General features: G+C 54.2%; 25 protein-coding genes. 14 read left to right on the forward strand and 11 right to left on the reverse strand.

Translation table 11 applies throughout. The features are described from left to right. Positions 1–97 precede the first annotated feature (97 nt). Positions 98–241, reverse strand: coding sequence for a hypothetical protein (locus tag K7H21_RS22260; protein ID WP_162626045.1), 144 nt, complete (start codon positions 239–241; stop codon positions 98–100). Here K7H21_RS22260 and K7H21_RS22265 point away from each other — a divergent pair. The 6 genes from K7H21_RS22265 (at position 234) to K7H21_RS22290 (ending at position 7,161) form a co-directional block, all read left to right on the forward strand. Then, the gene (locus K7H21_RS22265) at positions 234–1,340 is read left to right on the forward strand and encodes an ABC transporter substrate-binding protein (RefSeq protein ID WP_024359092.1); all 1,107 of its coding nucleotides are present in this window, start codon (positions 234–236) and stop codon (positions 1,338–1,340) included. The two genes, K7H21_RS22260 and K7H21_RS22265, sit on opposite strands and share 8 nt — an antisense overlap. A gap of 153 nt (positions 1,341–1,493) precedes the next feature. Continuing rightward, a complete protein-coding gene (locus tag K7H21_RS22270) occupies positions 1,494–2,393 on the forward strand; it encodes a branched-chain amino acid ABC transporter permease (protein ID WP_004129493.1) in 900 nt (299 codons plus the stop codon). Continuing rightward, positions 2,393–3,442: a branched-chain amino acid ABC transporter permease gene (locus K7H21_RS22275; RefSeq protein WP_004129491.1), complete on the forward strand. Its 1,050-nt coding sequence runs from the start codon at positions 2,393–2,395 to the stop codon at positions 3,440–3,442. Before K7H21_RS22270 ends, K7H21_RS22275 begins: the two co-directional genes overlap by 1 nt. Further along, complete coding sequence (locus K7H21_RS22280) at positions 3,429–4,211, forward strand: ABC transporter ATP-binding protein (protein WP_004129487.1); 783 nt, start codon at positions 3,429–3,431, stop codon at positions 4,209–4,211. Before K7H21_RS22275 ends, K7H21_RS22280 begins: the two co-directional genes overlap by 14 nt. Next, positions 4,204–4,899, forward strand: a complete 696-nt coding sequence (locus K7H21_RS22285; RefSeq protein WP_223035369.1) for an ABC transporter ATP-binding protein — start codon at positions 4,204–4,206, stop codon at positions 4,897–4,899. Before K7H21_RS22280 ends, K7H21_RS22285 begins: the two co-directional genes overlap by 8 nt. An 870-nt stretch (positions 4,900–5,769) precedes the next feature. After that, complete coding sequence (locus tag K7H21_RS22290; protein WP_223035370.1) at positions 5,770–7,161, forward strand: colicin-like pore-forming protein; 1,392 nt, start codon at positions 5,770–5,772, stop codon at positions 7,159–7,161. 29 nt (positions 7,162–7,190) lie between these two features. On the opposite strand, the gene cui is transcribed toward K7H21_RS22290, so the two are convergent. Beyond that, positions 7,191–7,715 (reverse strand): colicin immunity protein Cui, encoded by a 525-nt coding sequence (cui, locus tag K7H21_RS29415; RefSeq protein ID WP_223035371.1) that lies wholly within the window; start codon positions 7,713–7,715, stop codon positions 7,191–7,193. A gap of 118 nt (positions 7,716–7,833) precedes the next feature. Continuing rightward, positions 7,834–8,025, reverse strand: a complete 192-nt coding sequence (locus tag K7H21_RS22300) for a hypothetical protein (RefSeq protein ID WP_223035372.1) — start codon at positions 8,023–8,025, stop codon at positions 7,834–7,836. 436 nt (positions 8,026–8,461) lie between these two features. Between K7H21_RS22300 and K7H21_RS22305 the strand changes: the two genes are divergently transcribed. The 4 genes from K7H21_RS22305 to K7H21_RS22320 are packed head-to-tail and all read left to right on the forward strand — an operon-like array spanning position 8,462 to position 11,526. Further along, entirely contained in the window at positions 8,462–9,271 is an 810-nt protein-coding gene (locus K7H21_RS22305; RefSeq protein ID WP_004099328.1) for an ABC transporter substrate-binding protein, read from the forward strand. Positions 9,272–9,285: 14 nt separating this feature from the next. Next, complete coding sequence (locus K7H21_RS22310) at positions 9,286–10,104, forward strand: amino acid ABC transporter ATP-binding protein (RefSeq protein ID WP_004133749.1); 819 nt, start codon at positions 9,286–9,288, stop codon at positions 10,102–10,104. Further along, positions 10,101–10,853, forward strand: coding sequence for an amino acid ABC transporter permease (locus tag K7H21_RS22315; protein WP_004129476.1), 753 nt, complete (start codon positions 10,101–10,103; stop codon positions 10,851–10,853). The genes K7H21_RS22310 and K7H21_RS22315 overlap by 4 nt, the downstream gene beginning before the upstream one ends. Next, on the forward strand, positions 10,843–11,526 hold the full coding sequence (locus K7H21_RS22320; RefSeq protein WP_004129475.1) for an amino acid ABC transporter permease: 684 nt from the start codon (positions 10,843–10,845) through the stop codon (positions 11,524–11,526). Before K7H21_RS22315 ends, K7H21_RS22320 begins: the two co-directional genes overlap by 11 nt. Positions 11,527–11,553: 27 nt before the next feature. On the opposite strand, the gene K7H21_RS22325 is transcribed toward K7H21_RS22320, so the two are convergent. The 6 genes from K7H21_RS22325 to ecpR form a co-directional block, all read right to left on the reverse strand. After that, a complete protein-coding gene (locus K7H21_RS22325) occupies positions 11,554–12,258 on the reverse strand; it encodes a fimbria/pilus periplasmic chaperone (RefSeq protein ID WP_004129473.1) in 705 nt (234 codons plus the stop codon). After that, positions 12,227–13,840, reverse strand: a complete 1,614-nt coding sequence (gene ecpD / locus K7H21_RS22330) for a fimbrial adhesin EcpD (RefSeq protein WP_228751082.1) — start codon at positions 13,838–13,840, stop codon at positions 12,227–12,229. Before ecpD ends, K7H21_RS22325 begins: the two co-directional genes overlap by 32 nt. A gap of 19 nt (positions 13,841–13,859) precedes the next feature. Further along, complete coding sequence (locus tag K7H21_RS22335) at positions 13,860–16,385, reverse strand: fimbrial biogenesis outer membrane usher protein (protein ID WP_004129463.1); 2,526 nt, start codon at positions 16,383–16,385, stop codon at positions 13,860–13,862. A 25-nt stretch (positions 16,386–16,410) separates the two neighbouring features. Continuing rightward, positions 16,411–17,079 carry an EcpB family pilus assembly chaperone gene (locus K7H21_RS22340; protein ID WP_004133761.1) on the reverse strand — a complete coding sequence of 223 codons (669 nt, stop codon included), beginning with the start codon at positions 17,077–17,079 and terminating at the stop codon, positions 16,411–16,413. A gap of 61 nt (positions 17,080–17,140) precedes the next feature. Continuing rightward, positions 17,141–17,728 (reverse strand): common pilus major fimbrillin subunit EcpA, encoded by a 588-nt coding sequence (gene ecpA, locus K7H21_RS22345; RefSeq protein ID WP_004129459.1) that lies wholly within the window; start codon positions 17,726–17,728, stop codon positions 17,141–17,143. A 152-nt stretch (positions 17,729–17,880) separates the two neighbouring features. Next, a complete protein-coding gene (gene ecpR / locus K7H21_RS22350) occupies positions 17,881–18,423 on the reverse strand; it encodes an ECP biosynthesis operon DNA-binding transcriptional regulator EcpR (RefSeq protein WP_004129457.1) in 543 nt (180 codons plus the stop codon). Between the two features lie 926 nt (positions 18,424–19,349). Here ecpR and phnC point away from each other — a divergent pair. The 4 genes from phnC (at position 19,350) to phnE (K7H21_RS22370) (ending at position 22,977) form a co-directional block, all read left to right on the forward strand. Further along, complete coding sequence (gene phnC / locus K7H21_RS22355) at positions 19,350–20,192, forward strand: phosphonate ABC transporter ATP-binding protein (protein ID WP_004129455.1); 843 nt, start codon at positions 19,350–19,352, stop codon at positions 20,190–20,192. A gap of 23 nt (positions 20,193–20,215) precedes the next feature. Further along, complete coding sequence (gene phnD / locus K7H21_RS22360; RefSeq protein ID WP_029669800.1) at positions 20,216–21,157, forward strand: phosphonate ABC transporter substrate-binding protein; 942 nt, start codon at positions 20,216–20,218, stop codon at positions 21,155–21,157. 69 nt (positions 21,158–21,226) lie between these two features. Further along, positions 21,227–22,099: a phosphonate ABC transporter, permease protein PhnE gene (gene phnE, locus K7H21_RS22365; RefSeq protein ID WP_223035373.1), complete on the forward strand. Its 873-nt coding sequence runs from the start codon at positions 21,227–21,229 to the stop codon at positions 22,097–22,099. Continuing rightward, complete coding sequence (gene phnE, locus K7H21_RS22370) at positions 22,096–22,977, forward strand: phosphonate ABC transporter, permease protein PhnE (protein ID WP_087828299.1); 882 nt, start codon at positions 22,096–22,098, stop codon at positions 22,975–22,977. Before phnE (K7H21_RS22365) ends, phnE (K7H21_RS22370) begins: the two co-directional genes overlap by 4 nt. A gap of 98 nt (positions 22,978–23,075) precedes the next feature. Here phnE (K7H21_RS22370) and K7H21_RS22375 read toward each other — a convergent pair whose 3' ends face one another. Together K7H21_RS22375 and K7H21_RS22380 are read right to left on the reverse strand one after the other, a co-directional pair. Then, on the reverse strand, positions 23,076–23,738 hold the full coding sequence (locus K7H21_RS22375) for an HAD family hydrolase (protein WP_087828298.1): 663 nt from the start codon (positions 23,736–23,738) through the stop codon (positions 23,076–23,078). Between the two features lie 94 nt (positions 23,739–23,832). Further along, a complete protein-coding gene (locus tag K7H21_RS22380; RefSeq protein WP_123828424.1) occupies positions 23,833–24,702 on the reverse strand; it encodes a DMT family transporter in 870 nt (289 codons plus the stop codon). Between the last annotated feature and the right edge of the window lie 206 nt (positions 24,703–24,908).

Genomic DNA, 24,908 nt, shown 5'->3' on the forward strand with positions numbered 1-24,908 from the left:
TATGCCCTTTCCTGCAGGTAATAAGAATATTGCATGAGTAAAAACGAAACGGACGTTGTAAGGTAATTCTGCGCATTAAATATATCTCGTTATCTATTCAACATAACAGCCAATAATTCGCCGGATATCCTGGTGAATTATGTCTCAATGTTATGCAGTCATTGATGGTTAAAGATAAATAATCGACCGACGGTGAGGTAGCAATGAACAAGTTTTCCGGGAAAGCGTCTTTAATGGCCACGCTGGTTGCCGCGTGGGTCGGTGCCAGCAGCGCGCAGGCGGCTGAAATTAAAATCGGCGTGGTATTGCCACTGAGCGGCGCGCTGAGCGGCTACGGTCAGCCGTCGCAAAAAGGACTGGATATTATCCAGAGCATTACGCCGACGTTAAAAAACGGCGACACCGTGAAGCTTATCGTGATTGACGATAAGAGCGACAAGGTCGAAGCCGCTAACGCCATGCAGCGCCTGGTCTCCAGCGATAAAGTCGACGCGGTGATCGGCGAAGTCACCTCCTCCAATACCCTGGCGATGACCAAAATCGCCGACGACAGCAAAACGCCGCTGGTCTCCTCAACCGCCACCAACGACCGCGTCACCCGCAACCATCCTTACGTCAGCCGGGTCTGCTTCTCCGACAGCTTCCAGGGCGTGGTCGGCGCTAACCTCGCGTCGCGCGATCTGAAGGCCAAAACCGCCGCCATCGTCTTCGACAGCAGCAACGACTACTCCGTCGGTCTGGCGAAGGCCTTCCGCACGCAGTTCCTGAAAAATGGCGGCACCATACCTATCGAAGTTCAGGCCCCCGGCGGCAGCAAAGACTTTAAGGCCCAGCTGGCCAGCGTGAAGGCGAAGAACGTCGACATGATTTATATGCCGATTTACTACACCGAAGGGGCGCTCATCGCCGTACAGGCTAAACAGCTGGGGCTGAGCAAACCGGTGGTCGGCGGCGACGGACTGGCGGCGGATCAGGTCTTTTTTGACGTCGGTAAAGACGCGGTCAACGGCTATATGACCACCGACTACTACTCACCTAACGCCAAAGAGCAAACGCCAGCGGGCGAGGTGTTTATTAAAGCCTGGGAAGCCAAATACCAGCAGCCGACCCACACCTGGGGCGCGATGGCGGCGGACGCCTATAACGTCATTATCAACGCCATGAACCAGTGCAGCGACCCGCACGACCGGGTTTGCGTTAACGAAAAAATTCGCGCCACTAAGGACTTCCAGGGCGTAACCGGCACGCTGACGTTACAAAACGGCGACGCTATCCGCAGCGCGGTCATCAACGAAGTGAAGGATGGCAAGCTGGCGTTTCGTACCGTGGTTAATCCTTAACCCCGTCATACTTCAAGTTGCATGTGCGCTGGCTGTGTTACTCGGCTCATCCATGAGCCTCGCCCCTACGGGGCCAGCGCAAGCACTGTTCAAAACGGTTAACCGTTTTGTCCTGCAACTCGAATTATTTAGGGAAAATAAGAGAGATATCAGATGGATGGTGCCATTTTTCTCCAGCAAGTGGTCAATGGAATGAGCCTTGGGGGCATGTACGCCCTGATTGCCATCGGTTATACGATGGTTTATGGGGTGCTGCGCCTGATCAACTTCGCCCATGCGGACGTGATGATGGTCGGGGCGTTTACCACCCTGTTTTTGTTTTCTTCCATTGGGCTACCCTTCGGGGTAGCCGTTTTCCTGACCCTCGCGCTGTGCGGCCTGTTCGGGATGCTGATCGACCGGGTGGCCTATCGCCCGCTGCGCCAGGCCTCCAAAATCTCAATGCTGATCACCGCCATCGGCGTCAGCTTTTTCCTCGAAAACCTGTTCAACGTGCTGTTTGGCGGCAGCTCGCGTTTCTTTTCCGCACCGGACTTTTTCAACAACACCCGCGCCTTTGGCGACGTGATTATCACCAACGTGGCGTGGATCGTGCCGCTGATCACCGTCCTGCTGCTGCTGGCGATCCTCTGGCTGCTGTACCGTACCCGCTACGGGATGGCGATACGCGCGGTGGCCTTCGACGTCAATACCGTGCGCCTGATGGGCATCGACGCCAACCGCATTATCTCGTTGGTGTTCGCCCTCGGCAGCAGCCTCGCGGCGCTGGGCGGGGTTTTCTACTCCATCAGCTACCCCACCATCGATCCGCTGATGGGGGTGCTGATTGGCCTTAAGGCGTTCGCCGCCGCAGTACTCGGCGGGATCGGCAGCGTCACCGGCGCGGTGCTCGGCGGCTTTATTCTCGGCTTTACCGAAGTGGTGGCGGTCGCCCTCTTTCCCGAGCTGGGCGGCTACAAAGACGCCTTTGCCTTTATGTTCTTGATTCTGGTCCTCTTGTTCCGCCCGGTTGGCATTATGGGCGATGAACGTCTGGAAAGGAGCCGTTTCTGATGCTCAACGCTACGACTACCGCCGGGGCGCAGCTGCGCAACCTGGTCATTATTGTTCTCTGCATCGCGCTGCTGGCCGGGATCAACGTCGTCTTCAACGACTACATTATTCGCGTCATCAGCACCATTTTTGTCTTTATGATCCTCGCGGTCAGCTACAACCTGATCAACGGCGTGACCGGGCAGCTGTCGCTGGAGCCCAACGGCTTTGTGGCGGTCGGCGCTTACGTCACCGCCCTGCTGATCCTCTCCAGCGACAGTAAGCTGGATATGTTTGAGATGGCCGCGCCCAGCCCGTGGATCCTCGTGCTGCACGCCGGTTTCCTGCCCGCCTTGCTGATCAGCGGCCTGTGCGCGGCAGCGCTGGCGGTGTGCCTGGCCCTGCCGGTCTTCCGCGTGCGCGGCGACTACCTGGCGATTGTGACCCTCGGCTTCGGCTTTATCATTAAAATCCTCGCTATCAACAACCCGCAGATCACCAACGGCGCGATTGGCCTCAACGACATCCCGCAACAGCCGCATCTGCTGTTCTGGTGCGGGCTGTTCGCCCTGCTGGCGACCGGGATGATTCTGCAGCTGGTGTGGTCGAAGTACGGGCGAATGATGAAAGCGGTGCGCGACGACGAAGACGCAGCCATCGCCATGGGGGTGAACACGTTTCGCATTAAAACCTGCGCCTTCGCCACCAGCGCCTTCTTCGAAGGGATCGGCGGCGGCCTGCTGGCCTCGCTGTTGACCACCATTTCGCCGGGCCTGTTCGACTTTATGCTCACCTTCCAGCTGCTGATTATTATCGTGCTCGGCGGCCTGGGCAGCACCACCGGCGCGTTGCTCGGTACCGTGCTGGTGGTCGGCAGCGGCGAGTGGCTGCGCTTTCTCGACCAGCCGCTCCAGTTCTTCGGTCACGATCTCGGCGCGTATCCGGGCCTGCGGATGGTGGTGTTCTCGCTGCTGCTGCTGATCATCATGCTGTTCGCTCGCGAAGGTCTGCTGGGCAAAAAAGAGATTTGGCAAGTGGGAAAAAGAGGTCGCGGCTATGGCGCAAAATAAGGTCATTTTAGAGGTACAGGACGTGACCATGCAGTTCGGCGGCCTGCGGGCCATCGACAGCGTCAGTTTCCACGTCGACGAGGCGGAAATTTTTGGTCTGATTGGCCCGAACGGCGCGGGTAAAACCACCATGTTTAACGTGATTACCGCCAACTATAAACCGACCAGCGGCAGCGTGACCCTGGCGGGAAAATCGCTAAAAGGGCTGAAGCCGAACCGGGTGGTCAACGCCGGGATCGCCCGCACCTTTCAGAACATCCGCCTGTTTAACTCAATGACGGTATTAGAAAACGTGATGGTCGGCCTCGACAGCGCCAGCCGCTACTCGTTGCTGGAAGCAGCGCTGCATATTGGCCGCTATTTTCCCGCCGAGCGGGCGGCAAAGGCCAAAGCGATGGCGATTCTGGACGACATCGGTATCGCCCATTTCGCCGACGTGCAGGCCACCAACCTCAGCTACGGCAACCAACGTAAGGTGGAGATCGCCCGCGCGCTGGCGACGTCGCCAAAATTACTGCTGCTCGACGAACCCGCCGCCGGAATGAACCCGAAAGAAACGGAAGATCTGGCGGATCTGATCTTCCGTATGCGTGACGACTACCAGCTCAGCGTGCTGTTGATTGAGCACGACATGCCGTTCGTCAACAAGCTGTGCGAGCGGGTGATGGTGCTGGAGTACGGCAAACCGCTGTTTAGCGGCCTGATGTCCGAAGCCATTCAGGATCCGGACGTCATTTCCGCCTACCTGGGGGACGTTCGTTATGCTTAGCGCGCGCGAGTTAAAAGTATTTTACGGCGTGATTCAGGGGCTGAAAGGGGTGGATATTGATATTCACGACCGGGAGATCGTGACCTTAATCGGCAGCAACGGCGCGGGAAAAACCTCCACTCTCAACGGGATCGTCAACCTGGTGCGCTCTACCGGGCGGGTCAATTTTCTCAACGAGGATATTTCCCGCAGCCAGACGCACCAGATTGTGCGTAAGGGGTTGGCGCTGGTGCCCGAGGGGCGACGCATCTTCACCAATCTGACCATCGAAGAAAACCTGCGCATGGGGGCCTACAACAATCTCGTCGGCTTTCCCCGCCTGCGCGATCGCATGTACAGTCTGTTTCCCCGGCTGAAAGAACGGCGTACCCAGATGGCGGGGACCATGAGCGGCGGCGAGCAGCAGATGCTGGCCATCGCCAGAGCGTTGATGAGCGAGCCGGTACTGCTGATGCTCGATGAACCAAGCCTCGGGCTGGCGCCGAAAATTGTCGGTGAGCTGTTCGCGACGATTAAGCAGCTGCGGGAGGAGAATATTACCGTGCTGCTGGTGGAGCAAAACGCCACAGCGGCGTTGACCATCGCCGATCGCGCCTATGTGCTGGAAAATGGGAAGATTATGCTCTCTGGTCCGGCGGCGGAGGTGCTGGCGAATCCGGAGATTAAGCGGATGTATCTTGGAGGATAAAGCTGTTCAGGGCTGCGGCATCGCTTCCTGCGTCGCCGCAACCGCAAACAGCCTCGCGCTACACAAAGCACACCTCGTTCCAGTAGGCTTCACGCGTCCTGCGCCGCTCAGTATGTTTTATCATGGCGAAAAGCTGTTATTATAAGCAAAAATTGATGACAATTTATTGTTTATGAGGGATTAAAATGAGTGTCAAATATTATATTCGACATGCTTTTTAGGGGTATTTGATATTATGTGCGTTTGCTTTTAATGGTTGGCTGGATTACACATGGAATAAGCTGACGGTACGACAACTTACTATCGTGAGCTTAAAGGTGATTAGTGCAGTGTTTTATCCTTTTTCATATTATGTTGTGGTAAATTTTTGTGTAAGAGTCATCCCCAACTTCTGGAAAAAATAGTATTGTGATGAGGGTGCTCTGAAATTCTTTCAGGTAATAATACCTATGATGTGTTTTCTATTTGCTATCCTATTAGCTCCTTTCGCACTATTAATGAAAGAAAAACAAAAGACCAAGTAATAATGAACGCTGCTGTTCGTATTGCTGGTAACTGTCATAGATTCTTCAGCCATAAGTCTCTCCATAGTTCGTAAAAGAGATGAATCAGCTCGATGAGCTGACTCAAGTCTACGGAGTATGTGATTTGCCAAAGGGAAAGTTGTGGAGAAGGAAATATTATCACAGTGAATGTATGCCCATTGGTTATTTAAAAATCGAGATAATCACTTATTAATCAATAAAATGCTAATACGTACACAATAATTATTGACTTTGTAAAATGATCATCATAACATCAAAAAAACTGTATATACATACAGTTGTTTTGATGTTATTTCTGTTTCACAAATTTAAAAGGATATAAATTATGGCTTGGACGGGATTTGGTGGTAGTTGGTCGAATGGTGTACACAATGGTGGTGACGACGGTGGTGGAAGTGGTGGCGGTCTTAGAGCACCGTCAGCCGCAGATATTGCATCTCAATTCAATAGTTATGGTGGTACACAGATTTCAGCTTCGCAGGTATCAAACATTCAAAGCGACGGTGATGGGGGATATACAGCAAATATCCAAGGACAGACTAGTACCGTATCATCCGGGAACGGTAACCACACCTCAAATAAAGTTGGAGGGTTTTCAGGCGTCCCCAATAACTCGTCAAGTGCAGGTGGTGGCAACGGTAACGGTGGTGGAAACCCTGGTTCCTCAAATTCATCAAACGGTGCAAATATGGCTTGGGGTGGGGCTGTTGAAATTGATCTCGGTAATGGGATGATTGCCACTATTATCGGAACTCATCCCCTCAATCCAGGAATTTGTGGCGTGCCATGGGCAGATGAGAAGGATGCTAAGTCTGTCAAAGAAGGTAATAAATATAAATCAGCTAAGTTTAAGGCTGATGTGAAAAAGTGGAAGGTGGGGAATTACAAAAACGGTTCATTAGCTAGTCCTTCAATCTATGTAGGGAATTCATTTAAAGATGAAACTCACTATATGGTTAACTTTGGTACAGAGAAATATCTCGTAATACACAAGCATAAAAACGATATCCTATCTTACATATATAGTGATGGCACAGTTGGAAGCCGAATTGGTGAAATGGGTGACCAAGCGCTAGCTGTTGCTAAACTTTATCTTGTAAATGAGAAACAAAAGGACTTGCTTACTCAGGCATCAGAAATAATTTCAGATGCTGGTGAGAAGTTGAGTAAGAAATTAAATGCGCAATATAATAAAATTGCTAAAGAAATTGCCACTAATATTAAAAACTTTGACGGCAAAAAAGTCCGTAGTTATAAGGATGCCGTTGCTTCCTTAACTAAGATTCAGGCCAACCCTAATATGAAGCTTAGTCAGGCTGATAAAAAAGCTCTTTCTAACGCGCTGAAGAGTATGGATAAAGCAGTCCTTGCCTCTCAGTTTAAAGGTTTGGGTGTGGCTTTTAGTGTTGCAGATAAAGCGCTGAAAGCAGCTAAAGTCATAAAGTATACTGACGAAGGTTTAACTACAGGGAACTGGAAACCTCTTGCGCTTGAGCTTGAGGCTATGATTCTTAGCGGTGTAGCGGCTTCTGTAGCTCTTGGTATTGTCACTTCAATACTTGCTAGTGCAGCGGTCCAAATGATTGCCATTCCTGCTGTTGCAATTACGGCATTGACCTTCATTGCTATTATTGCTATAGCATTTGCGGCATCCTTCATTGATGCAAAAAAAGTTGATGAGATTAATACATCAATAGCAGGATTTTTTAAAAAATAATTTGTTAAGTATATAAAGTTAAAGCGGGGTTACTCCCGCTTTTTAAATACAGGCAAGGCTTTAAGTGGGTAGCAATAGAAAATAAATAGCCATATGAAAAAATAGTTAGCCAGATATATACCCATATAATAAGTCATTAGTAGGTATTCATTCTGGGCAATCAATCGAAGAGATTTGCGACTGCTGGTAGATAAGTCAGTGGTTCCTATGTACAGCAATGCATAAATGCTAATTGTAAAAATAATTAATACAGGGAAAAGTTTTAACCATCTTTTTATGTCAAGGTTAATGGACTTAATATTGAACTTGTTCCAGCAAAATAAATACATGAGAACTACAAAACATGGAGCAATCTTTGTGTACGCTGATGCAATAGTACTTATCTGAAGGTGCTGGTCTGAAAAAGTTCTGGCGTGCCCATCCGCATACGCGAAAAGATTCAATATCATTGGTGAATCTGGCGCACTGAAATATATTGAAAACATTATAAGTATAGGTGCTAATCCTACACAAAACGATATGAGACTATATTTAAATAATCCTTTCCCTTCCATTCCCTATCCTCTAAACGCTAATGTTTAATTAAATATCTTAACGTAATTTCTACGATATTTCAGTCGAAAGTTAATTGTTATCAAACAAATCACAAACTTCATAGACTCCCCTCAGGTCTCATTCTATTCCCAAGGGGGATTCATGGCTGATTGATCTTGTTTCTACGTTGCCAAGTTCAATTCCATAGAGACTGGCGACCGGTAATATTGCCTCCATAATGCGTTGGGTATCCTGCTGCCCGGCTTCTCCGCCAGATCCAGATAAAGAAGCCAGCCAGCCCGTTATGCGTTGCCACAGCGCCACTTTCATTTTTCTCCTCCGTCGGGAAGCATTTTTGCCTGGGTCTATTTCAACCACAGTTGACGACGGACGGGAAATATCAATTCCGGATTTGTAATTCTGTGGGATGCATATTGCGGCCTTTCCCGGATTGCGACGCAAACGTCTTATCCGGGCTACACGACCCCAGACGACTGAGGCCCCGTAGCCCAACCAAGCGCAGCGCAGGCTGGGAAGGACCCGCAGCGTTTGCCGGAGCCTGATTTGTAATTCTGTGCGCAAGGTTTCCGTTCACTCTCAATCCGCAGAAAATGCCTCACCGTTACCCGTGAACGGGTAAACAATATCCACAATTTTGTTAAGTTCTTTTTCGTTATAGATAAGAACTTTTTCTTCTTTGCCGCCGACGGGCGATTTGTGGGAGCGTGATAAACACAAAACAAAACAGGGATTCAGGGGAATAACCATGCGCATTGCAAAAACAAAAATCGCGCTGGCGCTGGGCATGCTGGTGCTCGCCGCGCAGGCTCAGGCCGATCAATTAGCCGATATCAAAGCCGCCGGCGTGGTCAAAGTCGCCACCTTCGACGCTAACCCGCCGTTCGGCTCGGTAGACCCGAAAACGCATAAAATCGTCGGCTACGACGTGGACTTCGCCGAAGCGCTGGCGAAATCTCTCGGCGTTAAGCTGGAGCTGGTCGCCACCAACCCGGCCAACCGTATTCCGCTGCTGCAGTCCGGTAAGGCCGACCTGATCGTCGCCGATATCACCATCACCCCGGAGCGCGCCCAGGTGATTGATTTCTCAACGCCTTACTTCGTGACCGGCCAGCAGTTCCTCGTCCCGGCGAAGTCCCCGGATAAGCTTGATGATTACAGCAAAGCGCGCATCGGCGCGGTAAAAGGCACCACCGGCGAACAGGCGCTGCATCAGCGTTTCCCGCAATCGCGCGTACTCTCCTATGACGACATTCCGCTGGCGCTGACCGCCCTGCGCAACGGCAACGTGCAGGCCATTACTCAGGACAGCACCATCCTCGCTGGACTGCTGGCGGAAGCGCCGGACAAGGCCAACTTCAAAATCATCCCCGATCTGCTGAGCAAAGAAGAGATTGGCGTCGGCGTGAAGAAAGGCGAACCGGCCCTGCTGAAAGCGGTAAATGACGAGCTGGTTAAGCTGGAAAAATCCGGTGAAGCGGCAAAAATTTACGACGTCTGGTTTGGCCCGAGCACCAAAACCCCGCAGCCGCGCGCCTTTACTATCGAAGCTAAATAAGCAGAAAAAAGATTATGTTATCGGCTCTATTTTCACGCTCCGCGGCATCGTCCGCGGATTTTTCGCATCTGCAGCGCGCCAGCATTGAGTTCCGCGATGTCGCCAAAAGCTACGGCGATCATCGGGTGCTGAACGGCGTAAATTTACAGGTTGAACCCGGCGAAGTGGTGGCGATCCTCGGTCCTTCGGGATCGGGCAAATCAACCCTGATCCGCCTGATCAACCAGCTGGAGTCCCTCAGCGGCGGCGAGATTTTGATCGACGGCAAACCGACGCGCCAGCTTACCGGCAGCGCCCTGCGCCAACTGCGCAGCCGGGTCGGCTTCGTCTTTCAGCAGTTTAATCTCTACGCCCACCTGACGGCGCAGGAGAATATCACCCTCGCGCTGGAACGCGTCCACGGCTGGGGCAAAAGCGCCGCCCGCGAGCGCTCGCTGGCGCTGCTCAGCCAGGTTGGCCTCGCGGATAAAGCCGGGCAGATGCCGGCCCAGCTCTCCGGCGGCCAGCAGCAGCGGGTGGCAATCGCCCGCGCCCTCGCCTCCTCGCCGCAGATTATTCTATTTGATGAACCTACGTCGGCGCTGGACCCGGAGATGATCGGCGAAGTGCTGCAGGTGATGAAAACCCTGGCCCACAGCGGGATCACCATGGTGGTAGTGACCCACGAAATGCAGTTCGCCCGCGAAATTGCCGATCGGGTGGTGTTTATCGACGGCGGCGATATTCTCGAAGTCGCGCCGCCGGCCGAGTTTTTCGCCCGACCGCAGCACGCCCGCACCCGCCGTTTCCTGCAGAAGGTGCTCGACCCGCTGCACCAGGAGAGTGAGGCGTGATCCCGCATCTTGACTGGCATGGCGTGCTGAGCGGACAGCCGCTGCAATGGATAATCTCCGGCTTTCTCACCACCGTCTGGGTCAGCGTCGCCGGGATGATTCTGGCGACCGTGCTGGCTATCCTGCTGCTGGCGCTGCGTCTCGGGGGCGGCCGGCCCGGACGCTGGCTGGTGGCGGCCTGGGTATCGCTGTTCCGCAATACGCCGCTGCTGGTGCAACTGCTGTTCTGGTATTTTGCCGCCTGGAATCTGCTGCCGCTGGGGGCGCGCGATTTTATTAACGACGACCACAGCTGGTCGATTCTGCCGGGCAACGTCTGGTGGCTAACGCCGGAGTTTCTCTGCTCCATGTGGGGGCTTGGGGTCTTTACTTCGGCGTTTCTGATCGAAGAGATCGCTTCCGGGCTGCGCGCCGTTAGCCACGGTCAGCGGGAAGCGGCGCTGTCGCAGGGGTTTACCCCCTGGCAGGAGTTGCGCCACATTCTGCTGCCGCAGGGGCTGGCAAACGCCTGGCAGCCGATTATCGGCCAGTATTTGAATCTGATGAAGCTCTCTTCGCTGGCGAGCGGCATCGGCTTTGCCGAACTCACCTATCAGGTGCGGCAAATTGAGAGTTACAACGCGCATGCGCTGGAGGCCTTTGCCATCGGCACCGCGCTGTATCTGGCGCTTGGCGTGGTGATGGGCGTGGCGCTGACGCGTCTCGGCCCGGGAAAAAATCAGCAAAGGAGAGCCGGGTATGAACGCTAATCTGGCGGTGATTGTCGATAACCTCGACTATCTGCTGTGGGGACGACTGGCGGACGGTATTCCCGGCGGCGTGGTGTTAACGCTGCTGATGGCTATCGGCGCCGCCGCGCTGGCGCTGCCCGGCGGGGTGCTGTTGGCGGGTATCGCCTGGCGCTACGGCGGCATCGTGCGGCGATTATTATTTCTGTGGGCGGAGATTATTCGCGGCATCCCGCTGATTTTCGTGATTTTCTGGCTGTGGTATCTGCTGCCCATGCTCACCGGCAGCGATCTACCGGGCGCTGTCACCGTCACGGTGGCGCTGGCGTGGTTTACCGCCGCGTCGGTGATGCACTCGGTGCTGGCGGGCCTGCAATCGCTGCCCCGCGGGCAGTACGAAGCGGCGCTGACCCAGGGTTTTGCCCCCGGACAGACGCTGCGCCTGATTTTGCTGCCGCAGGCTCTGCGCAACGTTCAGCCGTCGCTGGTTGGGATATTTATCGGCCTGCTCAAAGACACCTCGCTGGCGTTTATCGTCAACGTGCCTGAACTGACCACCGTCGCCGGACAGGTGAATAACCGGGTGCAGATTTACCCGCTGGCGATATTTGTCTTTACCGGCGCGGTTTATTATTTGCTGTGCTGCGGCCTGAGCCTGCTGGCGAATCGCCGGTATGCCGGGCGCGCGGCTTAGCGACGAAGTGCGAAAAAAGCTGCCCGGTTACTTCACCGGGCAGTCTTTGGTCATTTTAATAAATTTATCGTTATAGATGATGTAGTGGTTCCCCGGTTGGCGCAGCGTGGCCTGGCGGACAACGTCCCCCGGCCGTAAATACCATGCGTCTCCTTCCTCTTCCGTCGTATCACAGCCGGGCTTAATCAGCAGCTTAAACCAGGTATTCCCGGTATTGCTGACGGTACCCGCCGCACGATCGTAGGCCCATTTAAACTGTACCTGGCGCGGGCGTACTACCAGGATTGTGTCCACTACCACCACTGGATCCATACTCACTTCCGTCCCGCTTTGATTACGCATCACGTAATTGCGGGTGGGTATTTCACGAAAGGAGACCCGGTAATAGCGCTCACGGTTATCTTTCGGGCCGTGGTAGTAAAACTTAAAATATTCGCTCTCCCCCGCCTGAAGGGTCAGCTGGCGCGGGGCAAACAGCAGCTCGCCGTCCGCCGGACGGGAGCGCACCTCTTTGCCGCCGGGACGGTCAATAGCGACAATAGAGACCCGATACAAGCGGGCGCTTTTATTGTTATTAATGACCCGTTTAGACGCGAAATTATCTTCCGCCGCCAGCGAGAAAGTTAAATTACCGACCGAGATGGCCTGTGCCGCGGTCGCCAATCCGAGCGACAGCAGACAGATAAGCATCCGCAGCAAATTAGTTAATGTTACGCCACGTCGCCTGAACATGAATTTCTCCTGAAGCACTCACTTCACCAAACCAGCCGTTATCTTCCACCGTGCGCAACGATATCGGGTTATCCATCGGAATGGAAAACTTCACCGTCGTTTTGTCCATCTGTCCCACGTCGCCGGAAATATCCGTCCACGGCGTGGTTAACCACAGGGCATCGGTCATATCGCGCCAGGTATCATCACATCCGGCGTCATACGTTTTGATAGCCCCTGTCTGGGTGGTAAACGCCAGCGTCGCCGGGAACGGCACTCTCGACGTACCGTCCGGTGAAGTGAAAATACAGTATGAACGTCCGCCGATCGCCTGCGTTGGCCCGGTCACTTTAATGAGCACTTCATCGGCGGCGGTTTTGCCGCTGGTGGTGACAATATAGCCAAAGTCCAGCGACGGCTCGCCGGTGCCCACGTAGCCCTCGCGCGTCGGCGTTGCGATATACTCATCGGAAATAATGCTGATGCTGAAGTCGCGCGGTTTAATAATCAGCGTGTTGGACGTGGAAAACTCATACCAGCCTGACTCCGGCGAGGTGGTGTTATAGAAACGGAAATTAAACAGGTCTTTGGTATTCACATCGCTAATGCCCAGCGTGACCATCTGCTTAAAGAAGTTACTGGAGAAAAATACATAAACCGAGTCAGATGATTTCATCTCATTAAACGTGTAGTACTGAGAGATGCCGCTCACCGGTTTCCATGAATTCCCATTCAGGCTGAACTGCATATCGTAGCTTCCGACCGCGGAGGCCAGCGCCGAGTTGCTGATCGCCGGAAAAATATGAATTGAGGTATTACTCAGGCCATTATGCTGCAAATTGTAGTTCACCATTTTGCAGCTCAGACCGGAACGGGGGCCAATCGTCTGCGTACGGCAGTCGGCGTTGCCTTCGCCCAGCGTCGGAACCCCGTCGCTGTTGATAAACACTTCCGCCAGCGCATGGGTGTTAATCAGCTTCAGGTTTGCCGCTTTGGTATGGGTGACTTTACGTACATACCAGCTACCTGAAGCCTGATCTTTGCAACGCGCGCCGCTGGTAGCGTCATAGTTAACAGAAGTTTGACAGGAGTTAATGGTCATTGAGAAGCTGCTGCCCACCGACATCTGCTGCAGATACTGGTAGAAAGCATCGGACATCATGCCATGCATCCACTTTTGCCCGCCGCTGGTCACCGTAGCGCCATAGAAACCGCTGGCGTCGGTAGTTTGCGGCTGAATCAGGCTGGTGGCCATATCGCAGCCCGCATACCAGTTGATACAGCGCAGCCCCTGTAACGGATGAGATGTGGGGGAGTTATCAAACCACATATCAAACTTCCAGTTGGCAATCAGACCGGTATTATAGCCGTTATCGATGTATCCCAGACTCTGCTGATAAATAGTGCCCGAGCCGTTATATTTCAGCCCCGTCCAGCGGTTGGCCCCGGTCATTCGCGGGTCCAGCGCCCCACCGGGGGTGACGAAGAAGTTATCATCCGAGTTGTTTTCGACAAACACAAACTGCATGGCCGCCGCATCCGGCCAGGTGGTTTTGGTGACCGCTGCGTTGACCCGCGTCACGCTCAGCGCTGCCGTTAACATCACTAAACATGCCAGCCATTTAGCTTTCATTACCTTCTCCTGTCTGCTGCGTGCGGGCATAAGTGGAGAGGCCGCTACAGACCACATCGCCCACCCACACCGCGCCGCGCGCCTGGCTCAGCTCCAGCGCCACTTCGCAGCTCTGGTTTTTACCGTAACTGAAATCGATGGTGGGATATTTTTTATCCACGTCCATCACAAACTCACCGTTCTCATCGGTGCGGGTACGACCGATATGGTTATTAATGCGCGCGTTGGCCAGCAGCGTGCCGTCTTCCGCGCGGATACGCCCGGAGACCGTCACCATCTGCTTCACTTCCGGCTCAATCACCGCCACGTTGCCCGGATAAAGGGTCAGCTGGCTCTTACGCCCGGTCACGATGTCGTAGCTGTCGAGCGAGTTTTTACTGTTCTGCAGCTCCACTTCATATCGGCTGTACGGCGACAGCGGCAGGTAATTACGGTTGCCGGAGAGCTGAACAATACGGCCGTTCACCTTAGCGCTCAGCTTGCCGTCATCCTCAAGGCCGGTTTTGAAAATCACCCCGGCGTTGCCGTCGGTGCGGCCGCTGGCGGCGATATTTTTCCCCTGCCAGCCCACGCTGCCGTTGGCGGTCAGGTTGGTGTTCACATAGCCATCCACGCCGCTGTTCACATTCAGCGTGCCGGTGGAGTAGCGGGTATCAAATTGAGCATACGCGCCGCCGCTGAGGGTTTTATCATCACCTGTGTCGCCGGAAATCGCCCGCGAAACGTTGGCGCCGATGGTACGGATGGTGCCTTCATCAAACTGTTTACGCGCCGACAGGTTGGCCATGGTGTAGCCATTCTGGTGCGTCATCCCGGCGCTGAACCAGTTGCCGAGCGGCAACGAGAAATCGAGCGCAATATATTTCCCGGTGCTGGCGCTGCTGTCGCCGTTATTAAAGCGCTGTAGGCCCGCGCGCAGGCCCAGCGATCCCCATGAGCCGGTGTAAAGCGTCTGGTAGTAATCCGCCGTGTAGTAGTGGCTGTCATAGCGGCGGTCGTCGTTATAGCTGATGCTGAAGGTACCCAGCTTTGACCAGAGTGAATTGAGGTTCAGCGTGCCGCCGATAGCCCGGTTGTCGGCATTACTGCGCCGTATCCGGTCGCCAATCTGCGTTTTTTCCTGGTTGACCCACACCGAACTAAAGCCGCCGGGCAGCGTGGCGCTGATACTGCCGATGCTGCTCCAGGAGCTGTCGCTGGCCAGCATATTCTGCAGGTTCACGTTAATGGACTCGGTGATCGGCAGGGTCAGGCGCGTCTCGGCGACGGCGTTGTTATCGTAACCGTAGCCGGTCGCCGCCCAGCTTAAGGTGCTGAGCGACCCGGAGGCCGATGCGCCCGCCAGCCAGCTGTCTTTTGCCGGCAGCGTCTTTTTACCGCTTTCGGACCAGCGGTCCATATGGAAGCTACCGCCCCAGAACTGCCAGGCCAGCGGCGCGCCGGCGCCGCGTCCGCGGCTGAACAATTTATTGACCCGCTGGGTACGCTTGCTGACCACCCGGCCGTTCACAATCACTTCAACATCGACATCATAAATCCCATAAGGCAGGCCGCGGGTGTCCACTTCGTGGTTACCCATGGCAAAGTTCTGCACGCTCATCAGGCGCCCGTCGCGGGTCAGATGGACCTCCCCGGCGGCGGGTAAAAAGGCGACCACCGGCGTGGCCGACTGGCTGTTATCAAATACCGTCGAACTGGCCTGGTTGCCCCAGGAAGCGCCGTAAATTTTCCCTGCCGAAACGGCGGTCATTGGGCCAAGGGACTGTAGATTCCAGGTATCCAGCATCCCGCCCGCAAAACGGTGACCGGCAAAGTCGCGCTCATACATCGCTTTATAGACTTCGCTGTCCTGATTACCGGAGCCAATACCGTACAGCGAGCCGTCGAGCACCACGTGGTGCTCGCGCAGCGCGGTGACGTTGTTCAACGACAGATAGCTGGAGGTATTATTGCCGCCGTTACGCATCTGGTTGTTATAGACCCCGAGGTTATAGTTCATCGTGCTGCTGAGGGTATTGACGCTGGACTGACCGATATCTTCGCTGCGCGAGCGGAGTACCGTACCCAGCGCTTCTTTTTTCACCACCAGCTGCAGCAGTAGCTGGCGCAGGCTGAGCTGTAGCTGCGCATCATCTGTGAGGCTAATGTTGAGTTCTTTGCTGAAAGCTTCATTGGCCAGCGCGGTGAGCTGTTTGCGGGTCTGATCGCTGACGGTGGCGTTATTATCGTTTTCTTCCAGCTGAATTTGCCGTACGCGCAACACGCCGTTATCCAGCCAGATAAAGGCATTGCCGATCCGCTGATCGTCCTGGGTGCCGGTGCTGCCTTCAAGGTGAATAAACAGAGGAATGCTCATTCCGTCCTGCAGCGCCTGGCTGAAGGCCTGGGGGATAATCACGCCGCCGATTTGCTGTACTTTGTCGGAGGCGGCAGTGACGCTAAATGGAACCAGCAAAATGACCATGCCGGAGGCAAAGAGTGTTTTTAATCCTGGAGCGATCCCTGGTTGAGCCATGATGTTGATCCGTCATAAGAAATGTCTATTTCACGGGAACAAACTGCTCGCCCTGCCAGAGCGCAACCCGTCCTTTTTTGTCCGCAACGTTCACGCGCGTGAAGCGACGCTCTTTACCCGGCATCAGGAAGTAATTTTCCTTGCACTCTTTACCGTCAGCCGGCTTCAGACACGGGCCGTAGGCAAGAATGCGCAACGTCGCATTACCGGTATTGACCAGCGTGCCGTTGGCGTACTGATAGCGAAAGTTTGCTTTCCTTGGCGCCACCACCAGGATAGTGCCGATGCGTGCCGAGGCGGTGGCGACCGCGCTGCGGGTCGAGCCATTGCGCTGGGCATCGCTGAGCGCCTGATCGAACCAGACGATGCGGTAATAGCGCTCTTTATCATCCGCCGGGCCTTTGTAGAAAAAGCGGATCACGTCGCTGGCCTTCGCGGGCAGCAGCAGACTAGCCGGGGTCAGTAAAATCTCGTCCTGCTTATCCATCGGGATCACCTTACCGCCATCCAGCGGCGAAGAGAGGCGTTCCATATGGATGTTGATTAAGCGACCGCTGTCGGTCGTGTTCTTGATCTCTTTACTCAGCGTGCTGCTTTCGCTGTTCATAAATGAAGAGATATCGCCCACATCCAGCGCCAGGGCTGGCGTCATTGTGCTGAGCAACAGGCTGATGGCCAGAATGTGTTTTTTCATATGAATTCAGTCCGTGAAATAAGGCAGGGGGACGTTCCCCCTGCCTTGTGCTACGAGAGGATCAGCTGGTCCAGGTCGCGTCGAACTGTACGCTGACGTCACCGCTCCAGATACCTTCCGGCAGGGCGCTGTAGTCAGTGACAGCCGTAGAACCATTGGTGGTGCCGCTGATGATGGAGAACGTGAAACCGTCCTGCGCGGTGGTGCGGCCAGCGGTGTTATAGCCGTTAGACAGCGCGCTGAGGTTGCCGCCCAGGGTGCCCGCAGCGGTGTCGATCATGGTGGTGTCAGCCGTTTTTTCGACCGCAACGCCGTTGTAGTCAACGCCCACGCTCAGGGTTGAACCAGAGGTATCCAACTGAGTCAGAGTGTTCGTGATCAGACGAGAAGTCAGTTTGAATGAGGTCGCGGTGGTGTCACCTTCGATAGCCACATCAAACAGGCCTTTCTGTGAGTTAAAGCCTTTAATCCCTTCGGCATACTGGAAAGCCAGGCTGCCCAGCGGAGTCACCACCAGCTTGCTGGTAGTGTCTTTTTTGGCGGTTGCGGACCAGGTAGCGACTGCCTGAGCAGTAACGTCAGCTGCCTGAGCGACACCCATACCGGCAAACGCGGTTACCAGAGCAATTGCAAGAACCTTTTTTTTCATAGCTTTTTCATCCTGAGTTTATTAAGGGACCTGATGTCCCACGTCTGTGTGCATTTCCCGCCATAATTCAGGCCGCATAATATTTATTGCGGCACAAATTATTTTGGGGTTACGACCTGGTGCACAATTTTAAAAATTACGTCCATTACTAATTACAGCGCGAGCTTATATATCTTTGAATACAGTTTTGCCTCGGCATTTCGCCGATGGGTATAAACCGTTTTCACACTACAATTTTCAATTTTGGCGATAGATTTTGGATGCATTCCCTGCGCCGTCATACGAATTATCTGCATTTCCCTGTTGGTAATTTTGTCTTTCTTTATATCTTTGCGTAGAAAACGACCATTAATAACGTATGCCAGCTCCTGACGAATATCTTTCGCTAAGTCGACATAAACCACGCCACGAATAGAGCCATTGTAATACCAATAATTGGCCAACGCTTCCGAGCGCCTTGCGGCAATTAATACGATCTGTTTTCCTTTCATTTCAGCCAGCCACTCATTATCGCGGCGGATAAAATAGTTCAGCGAACTGGCGCTAAGATTAATAAATACAAATTCCCGGCGTACCTTTTCAAGTGACAGGTAAATTAAGTTATCGATATCAATAATTAGCTCAGCGAGTCCTTTAAGAAAATAACTGTCATGCGCTGGCCAGATGCACTGATCCAAAGAATATTTATAATCCATATAAAGTTAAACCCCATAGTCCTGGAAATCTTGAACGTATCACAACACTGCTGATAGCCCAGGCCTGCAAAGTCTAAGTCAGCAAATTCCCTCTTTAATATATCTAACCTAAAACTCAAAATAGTATTGCTTGAGACAAAGAACGCTAAATGACTTGCTTGTTTCTTGTGTTATCAAATTTAGGATTTTTCTCCATGTGTGTCAATAAGTGCTCAGAGTGCTAATTACCGAACAGGTCAATTTAAGCCAAAACAATAAAAATAAGAATATTGAGTTAAACACAAAAAGCATTTATTTTCATATGGTTATTAGCATTGCGTACGGGGATTCTTAAGTGAATATTATATGTTCCAGGATCTTAGCCATTACTGGTTAAGACTATTCTTAACGAGGGTTTCATTCGGAAATGCAAAAAAGTCGAACAAATTCAAAAAATAAGAACATAATGCCAATAATCAACACAAGATCAGTGGTTAATTCCATTAACTAGCGTAAATAATGAAATTACACTCCGCACAAAAGGCCTGGTCGCCGACTAAAAATTTATCGAGGCCAATCGTAATCAAGCACGAAAAGATTAACTATTCGGTTAAACCGACTCAGCAAGAAGCCTGGCACGAACATCCTGAATGATGCCTTTGCGCCCGAGGCGGTAAATTTCCCCTGCAAATATCGCATACACCGCATTATATTTATCAGAGGAAATACGTATCATTATTAATCTCATTGCCAAAGCGTATTAAAGGTAGCAGACCCTGACCGGATTCCCGCTTGTGGATACAAAAGTGTGACCGCTGTCGGGCTTTTTCGCCACCCGCTACCTCAATTCTTGCGTCCGTTCACTATTTGTTCGTCTTACTGTCATCCGACAGTCATATAAAACACCATTAATAGTGCCCAGTTGACTGACGAACCTGGACGCATTTATGAACAGTTCTCTGGCTGCGGTTGCAGAAACCGATTTTCAACCGTTTACGCCCCCCTATACCGACCGGCAGCGCAAGGTCCTGAGCGTACGTAACCTGAGCAAATCCTGGAACGCGCAGCAAACCGTTCTGGATAGCATCAGTTTCGATCTTCATGCGGGCGAACTGGTTGGCGTGATTGGCCGTTCCGGCGCCGGTAAATCGACGCTTCTGCACCTGCTGAACGGCACCCATAGCGCCAGCGGCGGCGAGATCCTGAGCTTCCCGGAAGTGGGGACGCCGCAGGACGTATCAAAGCTGTCAGGCCGCGCGTTAAACGCCTGGCGCAGCCAGTGCGGCATGATCTTTCAGGATTTCTGCCTGGTCCCGCGCCTCGACGTTTTGACCAACGTGCTGCTGGGGCGCCTGAGCCAGACCTCAACCCTGAAATCCTTATTCAAAGTCTTCCCCGACGCCGACCGCGCCCGCGCGATCTCTCTGCTGGAGTGGATGAATATGCTGCCGCAAGCGCTACAGCGGGCGGAAAACCTCTCCGGCGGCCAGATGCAGCGCGTGGCCATTTGCCGGGCATTAATGCAAAACCCCGGTATTTTACTGGCCGATGAACCAGTCGCGTCTCTTGACCCGAAAAATACGCAGCGAATTATGAATGTCCTGCGCGAAATTAGCGAACAGGGCATCAGCGTGATGGTAAACCTGCATTCGGTGGAGCTGGTGCGTGAATATTGCACGCGGGTTATCGGCGTGGCCAAGGGCAAGATTATTTTTGACGACCATCCCGCGCAGCTGAATCAGGAAATTCTGCACCAGCTGTACGGCGATGAAATTAGCCAATTGCATTAAATTTCACTCACACGGGCAAAATAATGAAAAAGTACATCACTGGCGCAGTTCGTTTATCCGCAGCGGTTGCAGGCATTATGATGGCGTGGCAGGCAGGCGCTGCTGAACAGCCGAAGGAATTAAATCTGGGCATCCTTGGCGGCCAAAACGCAACGCAGCAAATTGGTGATAACCAGTGCGTTAAACAGTTCCTCGATAAAGAACTGAACGTCGATACGAAGTTGCGTAACTCTTCCGACTACTCCGGTGTAATTCAGGGATTGCTGGGCGGAAAAGTTGACGTCGTATTAAGCATGTCGCCGTCATCATACGCTTCGGTTTATATTAACAATCCTAAGGCCGTCGATATTGTCGGGATTGCCGTAGATGATAAAGACCAGTCCCGCGGCTATCACTCGGTGGTGATTGTCAAAGCCGACAGTCCGTATAAAAAGTTAGAAGATCTGAAGGGCAAAGCCTTTGGCTTCGCCGACCCGGACTCCACTTCCGGCTTTTTAATTCCGAACCACGCTTTTAAACAGCAGTTCGGCGGCACCTCGGATAACAAATACAATAACTTCTTCTCCAGCGTGACCTTCTCCGGCGGCCACGAGCAGGATATTCTGGGGGTGCTGAACGGCCAGTTTGCCGGCGCGGTGACCTGGACCTCCATGGTCGGCGACTATAACAGCGGCTACAGCGTCGGCGCCTTTAACCGCCTGATTCGCATGGATCACCCGGATTTGATGAAGCAAATTCGCATTATCTGGCAATCGCCGCTGATCCCGAACGGTCCGATCCTCGTCAGCAATGCCCTGCCGGCGGACTTTAAGGCCAAAGTCGTTACCGCGATTAAAAAGCTCGATACTGACGATCACGCCTGCTTTATCAAGGCGATGGGCGGTACTCAGCACATCGGCCCGGGAAGCGTGGCTGATTTTCAGCAGATCATCGATATGAAACGCGAACTGGTTAGCGCGCGTTAATCCCGCCCCTGACGCCGTCGCCCGCTGGCTATCGCGGGCAGCGGCGACTCGTTGAAGACACCACGACGCATGAATAACACCCATACCGAATTCGAACGCTATTACCAGCAGGTCCGCTCGCGGCAAAAGCGCGATACCTTGAGCGGATCCCTGCTGCTGTTGGCGCTCTATTTTGCCGCCGGCAGCATGGCCGAGTTTAATCTCTTTACTATCTGGCACTCGCTGCCCAACTTTTTCGATTACATGTTTGAGACGCTGCCGACGCTGCGCATCGCCGACCTGTTTGCCGATTCGCATACCAAAGGTTCGCTGGCTTACTGGGGCTATCGTCTGCCGATACAGCTGCCGCTGATCTGGGAGACGCTGCAGCTGGCGCTGGCGTCCACGCTGGTGGCGGTGGCGATAGCCACCCTGCTGGGGTTCGTTGCCGCCAGCAACGCCTGGTCCCCTGCCCCGCTGCGGGTTGCCGTCCGCGTGCTGGTGGCTTTTCTGCGCACCATGCCGGAGCTGGCGTGGGCGGTCATTTTCGTGATGGCTTTTGGTATCGGGGCGATACCGGGCTTTCTGGCATTGATGCTGCACACTATCGGCAGCCTGACCAAGCTGTTCTATGAAGCGGTGGAGAGCGCCCAGGATAAACCGGTGCGCGGTCTGGCCGCCTGCGGCACGTCGCATCTGCAGCGTATTCGCTTCGCCCTGTGGCCGCAGGTGAAACCCATTTTTCTCTCCTACGGCTTTATGCGGCTCGAAATTAACTTCCGCTCTTCGACGATCCTCGGGCTGGTAGGCGCGGGCGGCATCGGCCAGGAGCTGATGACCAACATCAAACTGGATCGTTACGATCAGGTCAGCATCACGCTGCTGCTGATTATTATCGTGGTATCGCTGCTGGATATGCTGTCCGGCCGCCTGCGGCAGTGGGTTCTGGAGGGGAAAAAATGAGTCAGTGGCAAAAACAACCGGATATCGCCGCCAGCCGCCGCCAGCATCGGCATTTATATCAGGCCCAGGGGCGCTATCTGCGCTATGTCGGCCTGCTGGCGCTGGCCAGCGTGCTCTATTATGTCTGGTTCTTTATGCAGTTCGGCATCAGCGGCGGGCAGCTCGCCGCCGGGCTGCAGCAGATGGGTCGCTACCTACTGCGGATGTTCGTCTGGCACGACTTTTTCAACTGGCCGTTTCGCTATTACTTCACGCAAATCGCCATTACCCTGGCGATTGTTTTCGCCGGGACGCTTACCGCGACGGTTATCGCCCTACTGCTCTCTTTTCTCGCGGCGCGCAACATTATGCGCGGCGTTGTTCCGGGGATCATCGCCCTGCTGATGCGCCGGTTGTTCGACGTGCTGCGCGGCATCGATATGGCTATCTGGGGGCTGATTTTCGTCCGCGCCGTAGGGCTCGGGCCGCTGGCCGGGGTGCTGGCGATTATCATGCAGGATACCGGGCTGCTGGGCCGTCTGTATGCCGAGGGGCATGAGGCGGTTGACCGTTCACCGGGACGCGGCCTGACGGCGGTGGGGGCGAACGGTTTGCAGAAGCATCGCTTCAGCATTTTTACCCAGTCTTTTCCGACATTTCTGGCGCTCAGCCTGTATCAGATTGAATCGAATACCCGTTCCGCGGCCGTACTCGGTTTTGTCGGCGCGGGGGGCATCGGCCTGATTTATGCGGAAAATATGCGCTTGTGGAACTGGGACGTGGTGATGTTTATTACCCTGCTGCTGGTGGCGGTGGTGATGGCGATGGATACGCTGTCCGCCTGGCTGCGCCGCCGCTATATCGGCGGCAGCGCGGTGCCGCTGTTTAAAGCTGATTAGTTTTTTCCCGGAAACGGTACTGCGCACTTGTCCGGGCTACCCAACCGGCACGAAAAAGTAGCCCGGGTAAGGCGTTTACGCCGCCGCCCGGGGGAAAATCACAGCCGCCACGTCAGCACCGGCCACCGGTGCTGCGCGTTCGCCGCCGCCAGCTGCGGGCACGGATTGACCAGCCGTACGCGATCGGCATGCAGGCACAGCGGCAGGTCGTTGATTGAATCGGTGTAGAAGGTTATCTCGCCCGAATAGTCGGGATGGGCTGCCAGCCACTGCTGAAGGCGCACGACTTTCCCCTGCTGATAGCTCGGCGTACCGGCAATCACGCCGCTATAGCCACCGTCGGACATTACGACGTCAATTCCCAGCGCCTGCTCGATGCCCAGCTCCGCCGCAACCGCCTGTACCAGCAGGCTGACCGACGCCGAGATCACCAGCATCTGCTCGCCCTTCGCCTGTAAAGTCCGAATCAAATCCCACGCCTGCGGATATACGCGCGGCATAACCTCTTCGCGTACGCAGCGCGCCAGCAGCGCGTCTACGTCCTGCTTTGGTACGCCAATCAGCGGTGCCTGAATCAGGGCGACATAATCGGCGATATTCATTTCGCCGCGGTCGTAGTCCTCCATCAGTCGCGCTTCCCGCGCCAGGTAATCAAGATCGTTTACCCAGCCCTCACGCACCATAAAGCGGCTCCACAGCGTACTGCTGTCTCCCTTAATTAGCGTATTATCCAGATCGAAAATGGTCAGCGTTTTACCCATCGTTTATTTTCCCTTATCGGCCACGGCGTCTCGCGAGAGCATGCGCAAGAAAAATGACAGCAGAATGACCCGGGCGAAATACCTGGGTCATTGGCTATGCGGCGCTAACTTTCGGCGCGCGAAACACCAGCATAATTCCGCCAAGGATCGCCGCCATACCGACGACCGCCGCCCAGGGGAGTCGGTTCCCCAGCATCAGATAGTCCAGCAGCGCGGTAATCACCGGCACCAGATAAAACAGACTGGTGACGTTAACGATATTCCCGGCGCTCAGCAAACGATAGAGCAGCAGCTGAGCCACGACCGAAATCAGCAGGCCAAGGAACAGCACCGGGATGATAAAGCCTGCGCTAAAGTGAACATAAAAACCGCTCACCGGCGCCATAAATAAGCACAAAAGCAGGCTAACCAGATACTGTAGCGGCAGAACGTCAACCGGCGCCTGGCGGCTACGCTTTTGCAAAATGGCGCCAAAGGTCATCAGCAGCAGCGCGGCAAGGGCAAAAATAATGCCGCTGACCGCCATCTGCGAAGCCGCCAGGCTCCGCCATACCAGCAGAACCAGCCCCGCCAGCGCCAGCAGCAGGCCCAGCAGCCGAATGCCCTGCAGCCGCCGCTCAACGACGCAGAGGGTGAGAATCGGCTGAATGCCCATGATGGTGGCAATCAGCCCCGGCGTCACGCCGTGGGCCATCGCTTCAAAGTAGCAGACGGAATAGCCGCCAATCAGCATCAGTCCGCTGATGATGACCTGCAATCGCGTCCCGCGCGCCGGTAGCCAGCGTTTGCGCAAAATAGCGAGCGGCAGCAGCGCCAGCAGGGCTATCAGAAAACGGAAAACCAGCAGCGCCATCGGCGATGCGTTGTCCAGCCCCCAGCGGGTAAAAATCGCGGCGCTGCCCCACAGCAGGACAAAGGTTGCCGTTGTCGCCTGCGAGGCGAGCAAAGCGTATCGAGAATGCATAAATGTGTTCCAGATCCTGAATGTGTTGCGGTCGGTACGCGTTATCAACGAGTACCATAAAGTTCGGAGGTCAGACCCCGGTTACCACGGATTCAGGAGGCGGAGGGCAGGCGCAGGAATACAGGCGACGACGCGATGATACCATCCGGCCCGCCGATAAATCAGCGCAGGAGAGGAAATGTCCAGAGATGGCGCTATGCGTCACG

Source organism: Klebsiella sp. CTHL.F3a, assembly GCF_019890895.1.
Taxonomy (GTDB): Bacteria; Pseudomonadota; Gammaproteobacteria; order Enterobacterales; family Enterobacteriaceae; genus Klebsiella; species Klebsiella grimontii.

Coding starts and splice junctions, on each gene's coding strand:
- K7H21_RS22265 (WP_024359092.1), top strand. CDS start 234: ATGGCCACGCTGGTTGCCGCGTGGGTCGGTGCCAGCAGCGCGCAGGCG.
- K7H21_RS22270 (WP_004129493.1), top strand. CDS start 1,494: ATGGATGGTGCCATTTTTCTCCAGCAAGTGGTCAATGGAATGAGCCTT.
- K7H21_RS22275 (WP_004129491.1), top strand. CDS start 2,393: ATGCTCAACGCTACGACTACCGCCGGGGCGCAGCTGCGCAACCTGGTC.
- K7H21_RS22280 (WP_004129487.1), top strand. CDS start 3,429: ATGGCGCAAAATAAGGTCATTTTAGAGGTACAGGACGTGACCATGCAG.
- K7H21_RS22285 (WP_223035369.1), top strand. CDS start 4,204: ATGCTTAGCGCGCGCGAGTTAAAAGTATTTTACGGCGTGATTCAGGGG.
- K7H21_RS22290 (WP_223035370.1), top strand. CDS start 5,770: ATGGCTTGGACGGGATTTGGTGGTAGTTGGTCGAATGGTGTACACAAT.
- cui (WP_223035371.1), bottom strand. CDS start 7,715: ATGGAAGGGAAAGGATTATTTAAATATAGTCTCATATCGTTTTGTGTA.
- K7H21_RS22300 (WP_223035372.1), bottom strand. CDS start 8,025: ATGAAAGTGGCGCTGTGGCAACGCATAACGGGCTGGCTGGCTTCTTTA.
- K7H21_RS22305 (WP_004099328.1), top strand. CDS start 8,462: ATGCGCATTGCAAAAACAAAAATCGCGCTGGCGCTGGGCATGCTGGTG.
- K7H21_RS22310 (WP_004133749.1), top strand. CDS start 9,286: ATGTTATCGGCTCTATTTTCACGCTCCGCGGCATCGTCCGCGGATTTT.
- K7H21_RS22320 (WP_004129475.1), top strand. CDS start 10,843: ATGAACGCTAATCTGGCGGTGATTGTCGATAACCTCGACTATCTGCTG.
- K7H21_RS22325 (WP_004129473.1), bottom strand. CDS start 12,258: ATGTTCAGGCGACGTGGCGTAACATTAACTAATTTGCTGCGGATGCTT.
- ecpD (WP_228751082.1), bottom strand. CDS start 13,840: ATGTTAACGGCAGCGCTGAGCGTGACGCGGGTCAACGCAGCGGTCACC.
- K7H21_RS22335 (WP_004129463.1), bottom strand. CDS start 16,385: ATGGCTCAACCAGGGATCGCTCCAGGATTAAAAACACTCTTTGCCTCC.
- K7H21_RS22340 (WP_004133761.1), bottom strand. CDS start 17,079: ATGAAAAAACACATTCTGGCCATCAGCCTGTTGCTCAGCACAATGACG.
- ecpA (WP_004129459.1), bottom strand. CDS start 17,728: ATGAAAAAAAAGGTTCTTGCAATTGCTCTGGTAACCGCGTTTGCCGGT.
- ecpR (WP_004129457.1), bottom strand. CDS start 18,423: ATGGATTATAAATATTCTTTGGATCAGTGCATCTGGCCAGCGCATGAC.
- phnC (WP_004129455.1), top strand. CDS start 19,350: ATGAACAGTTCTCTGGCTGCGGTTGCAGAAACCGATTTTCAACCGTTT.
- phnD (WP_029669800.1), top strand. CDS start 20,216: ATGAAAAAGTACATCACTGGCGCAGTTCGTTTATCCGCAGCGGTTGCA.
- phnE (WP_223035373.1), top strand. CDS start 21,227: ATGAATAACACCCATACCGAATTCGAACGCTATTACCAGCAGGTCCGC.
- phnE (WP_087828299.1), top strand. CDS start 22,096: ATGAGTCAGTGGCAAAAACAACCGGATATCGCCGCCAGCCGCCGCCAG.
- K7H21_RS22375 (WP_087828298.1), bottom strand. CDS start 23,738: ATGGGTAAAACGCTGACCATTTTCGATCTGGATAATACGCTAATTAAG.
- K7H21_RS22380 (WP_123828424.1), bottom strand. CDS start 24,702: ATGCATTCTCGATACGCTTTGCTCGCCTCGCAGGCGACAACGGCAACC.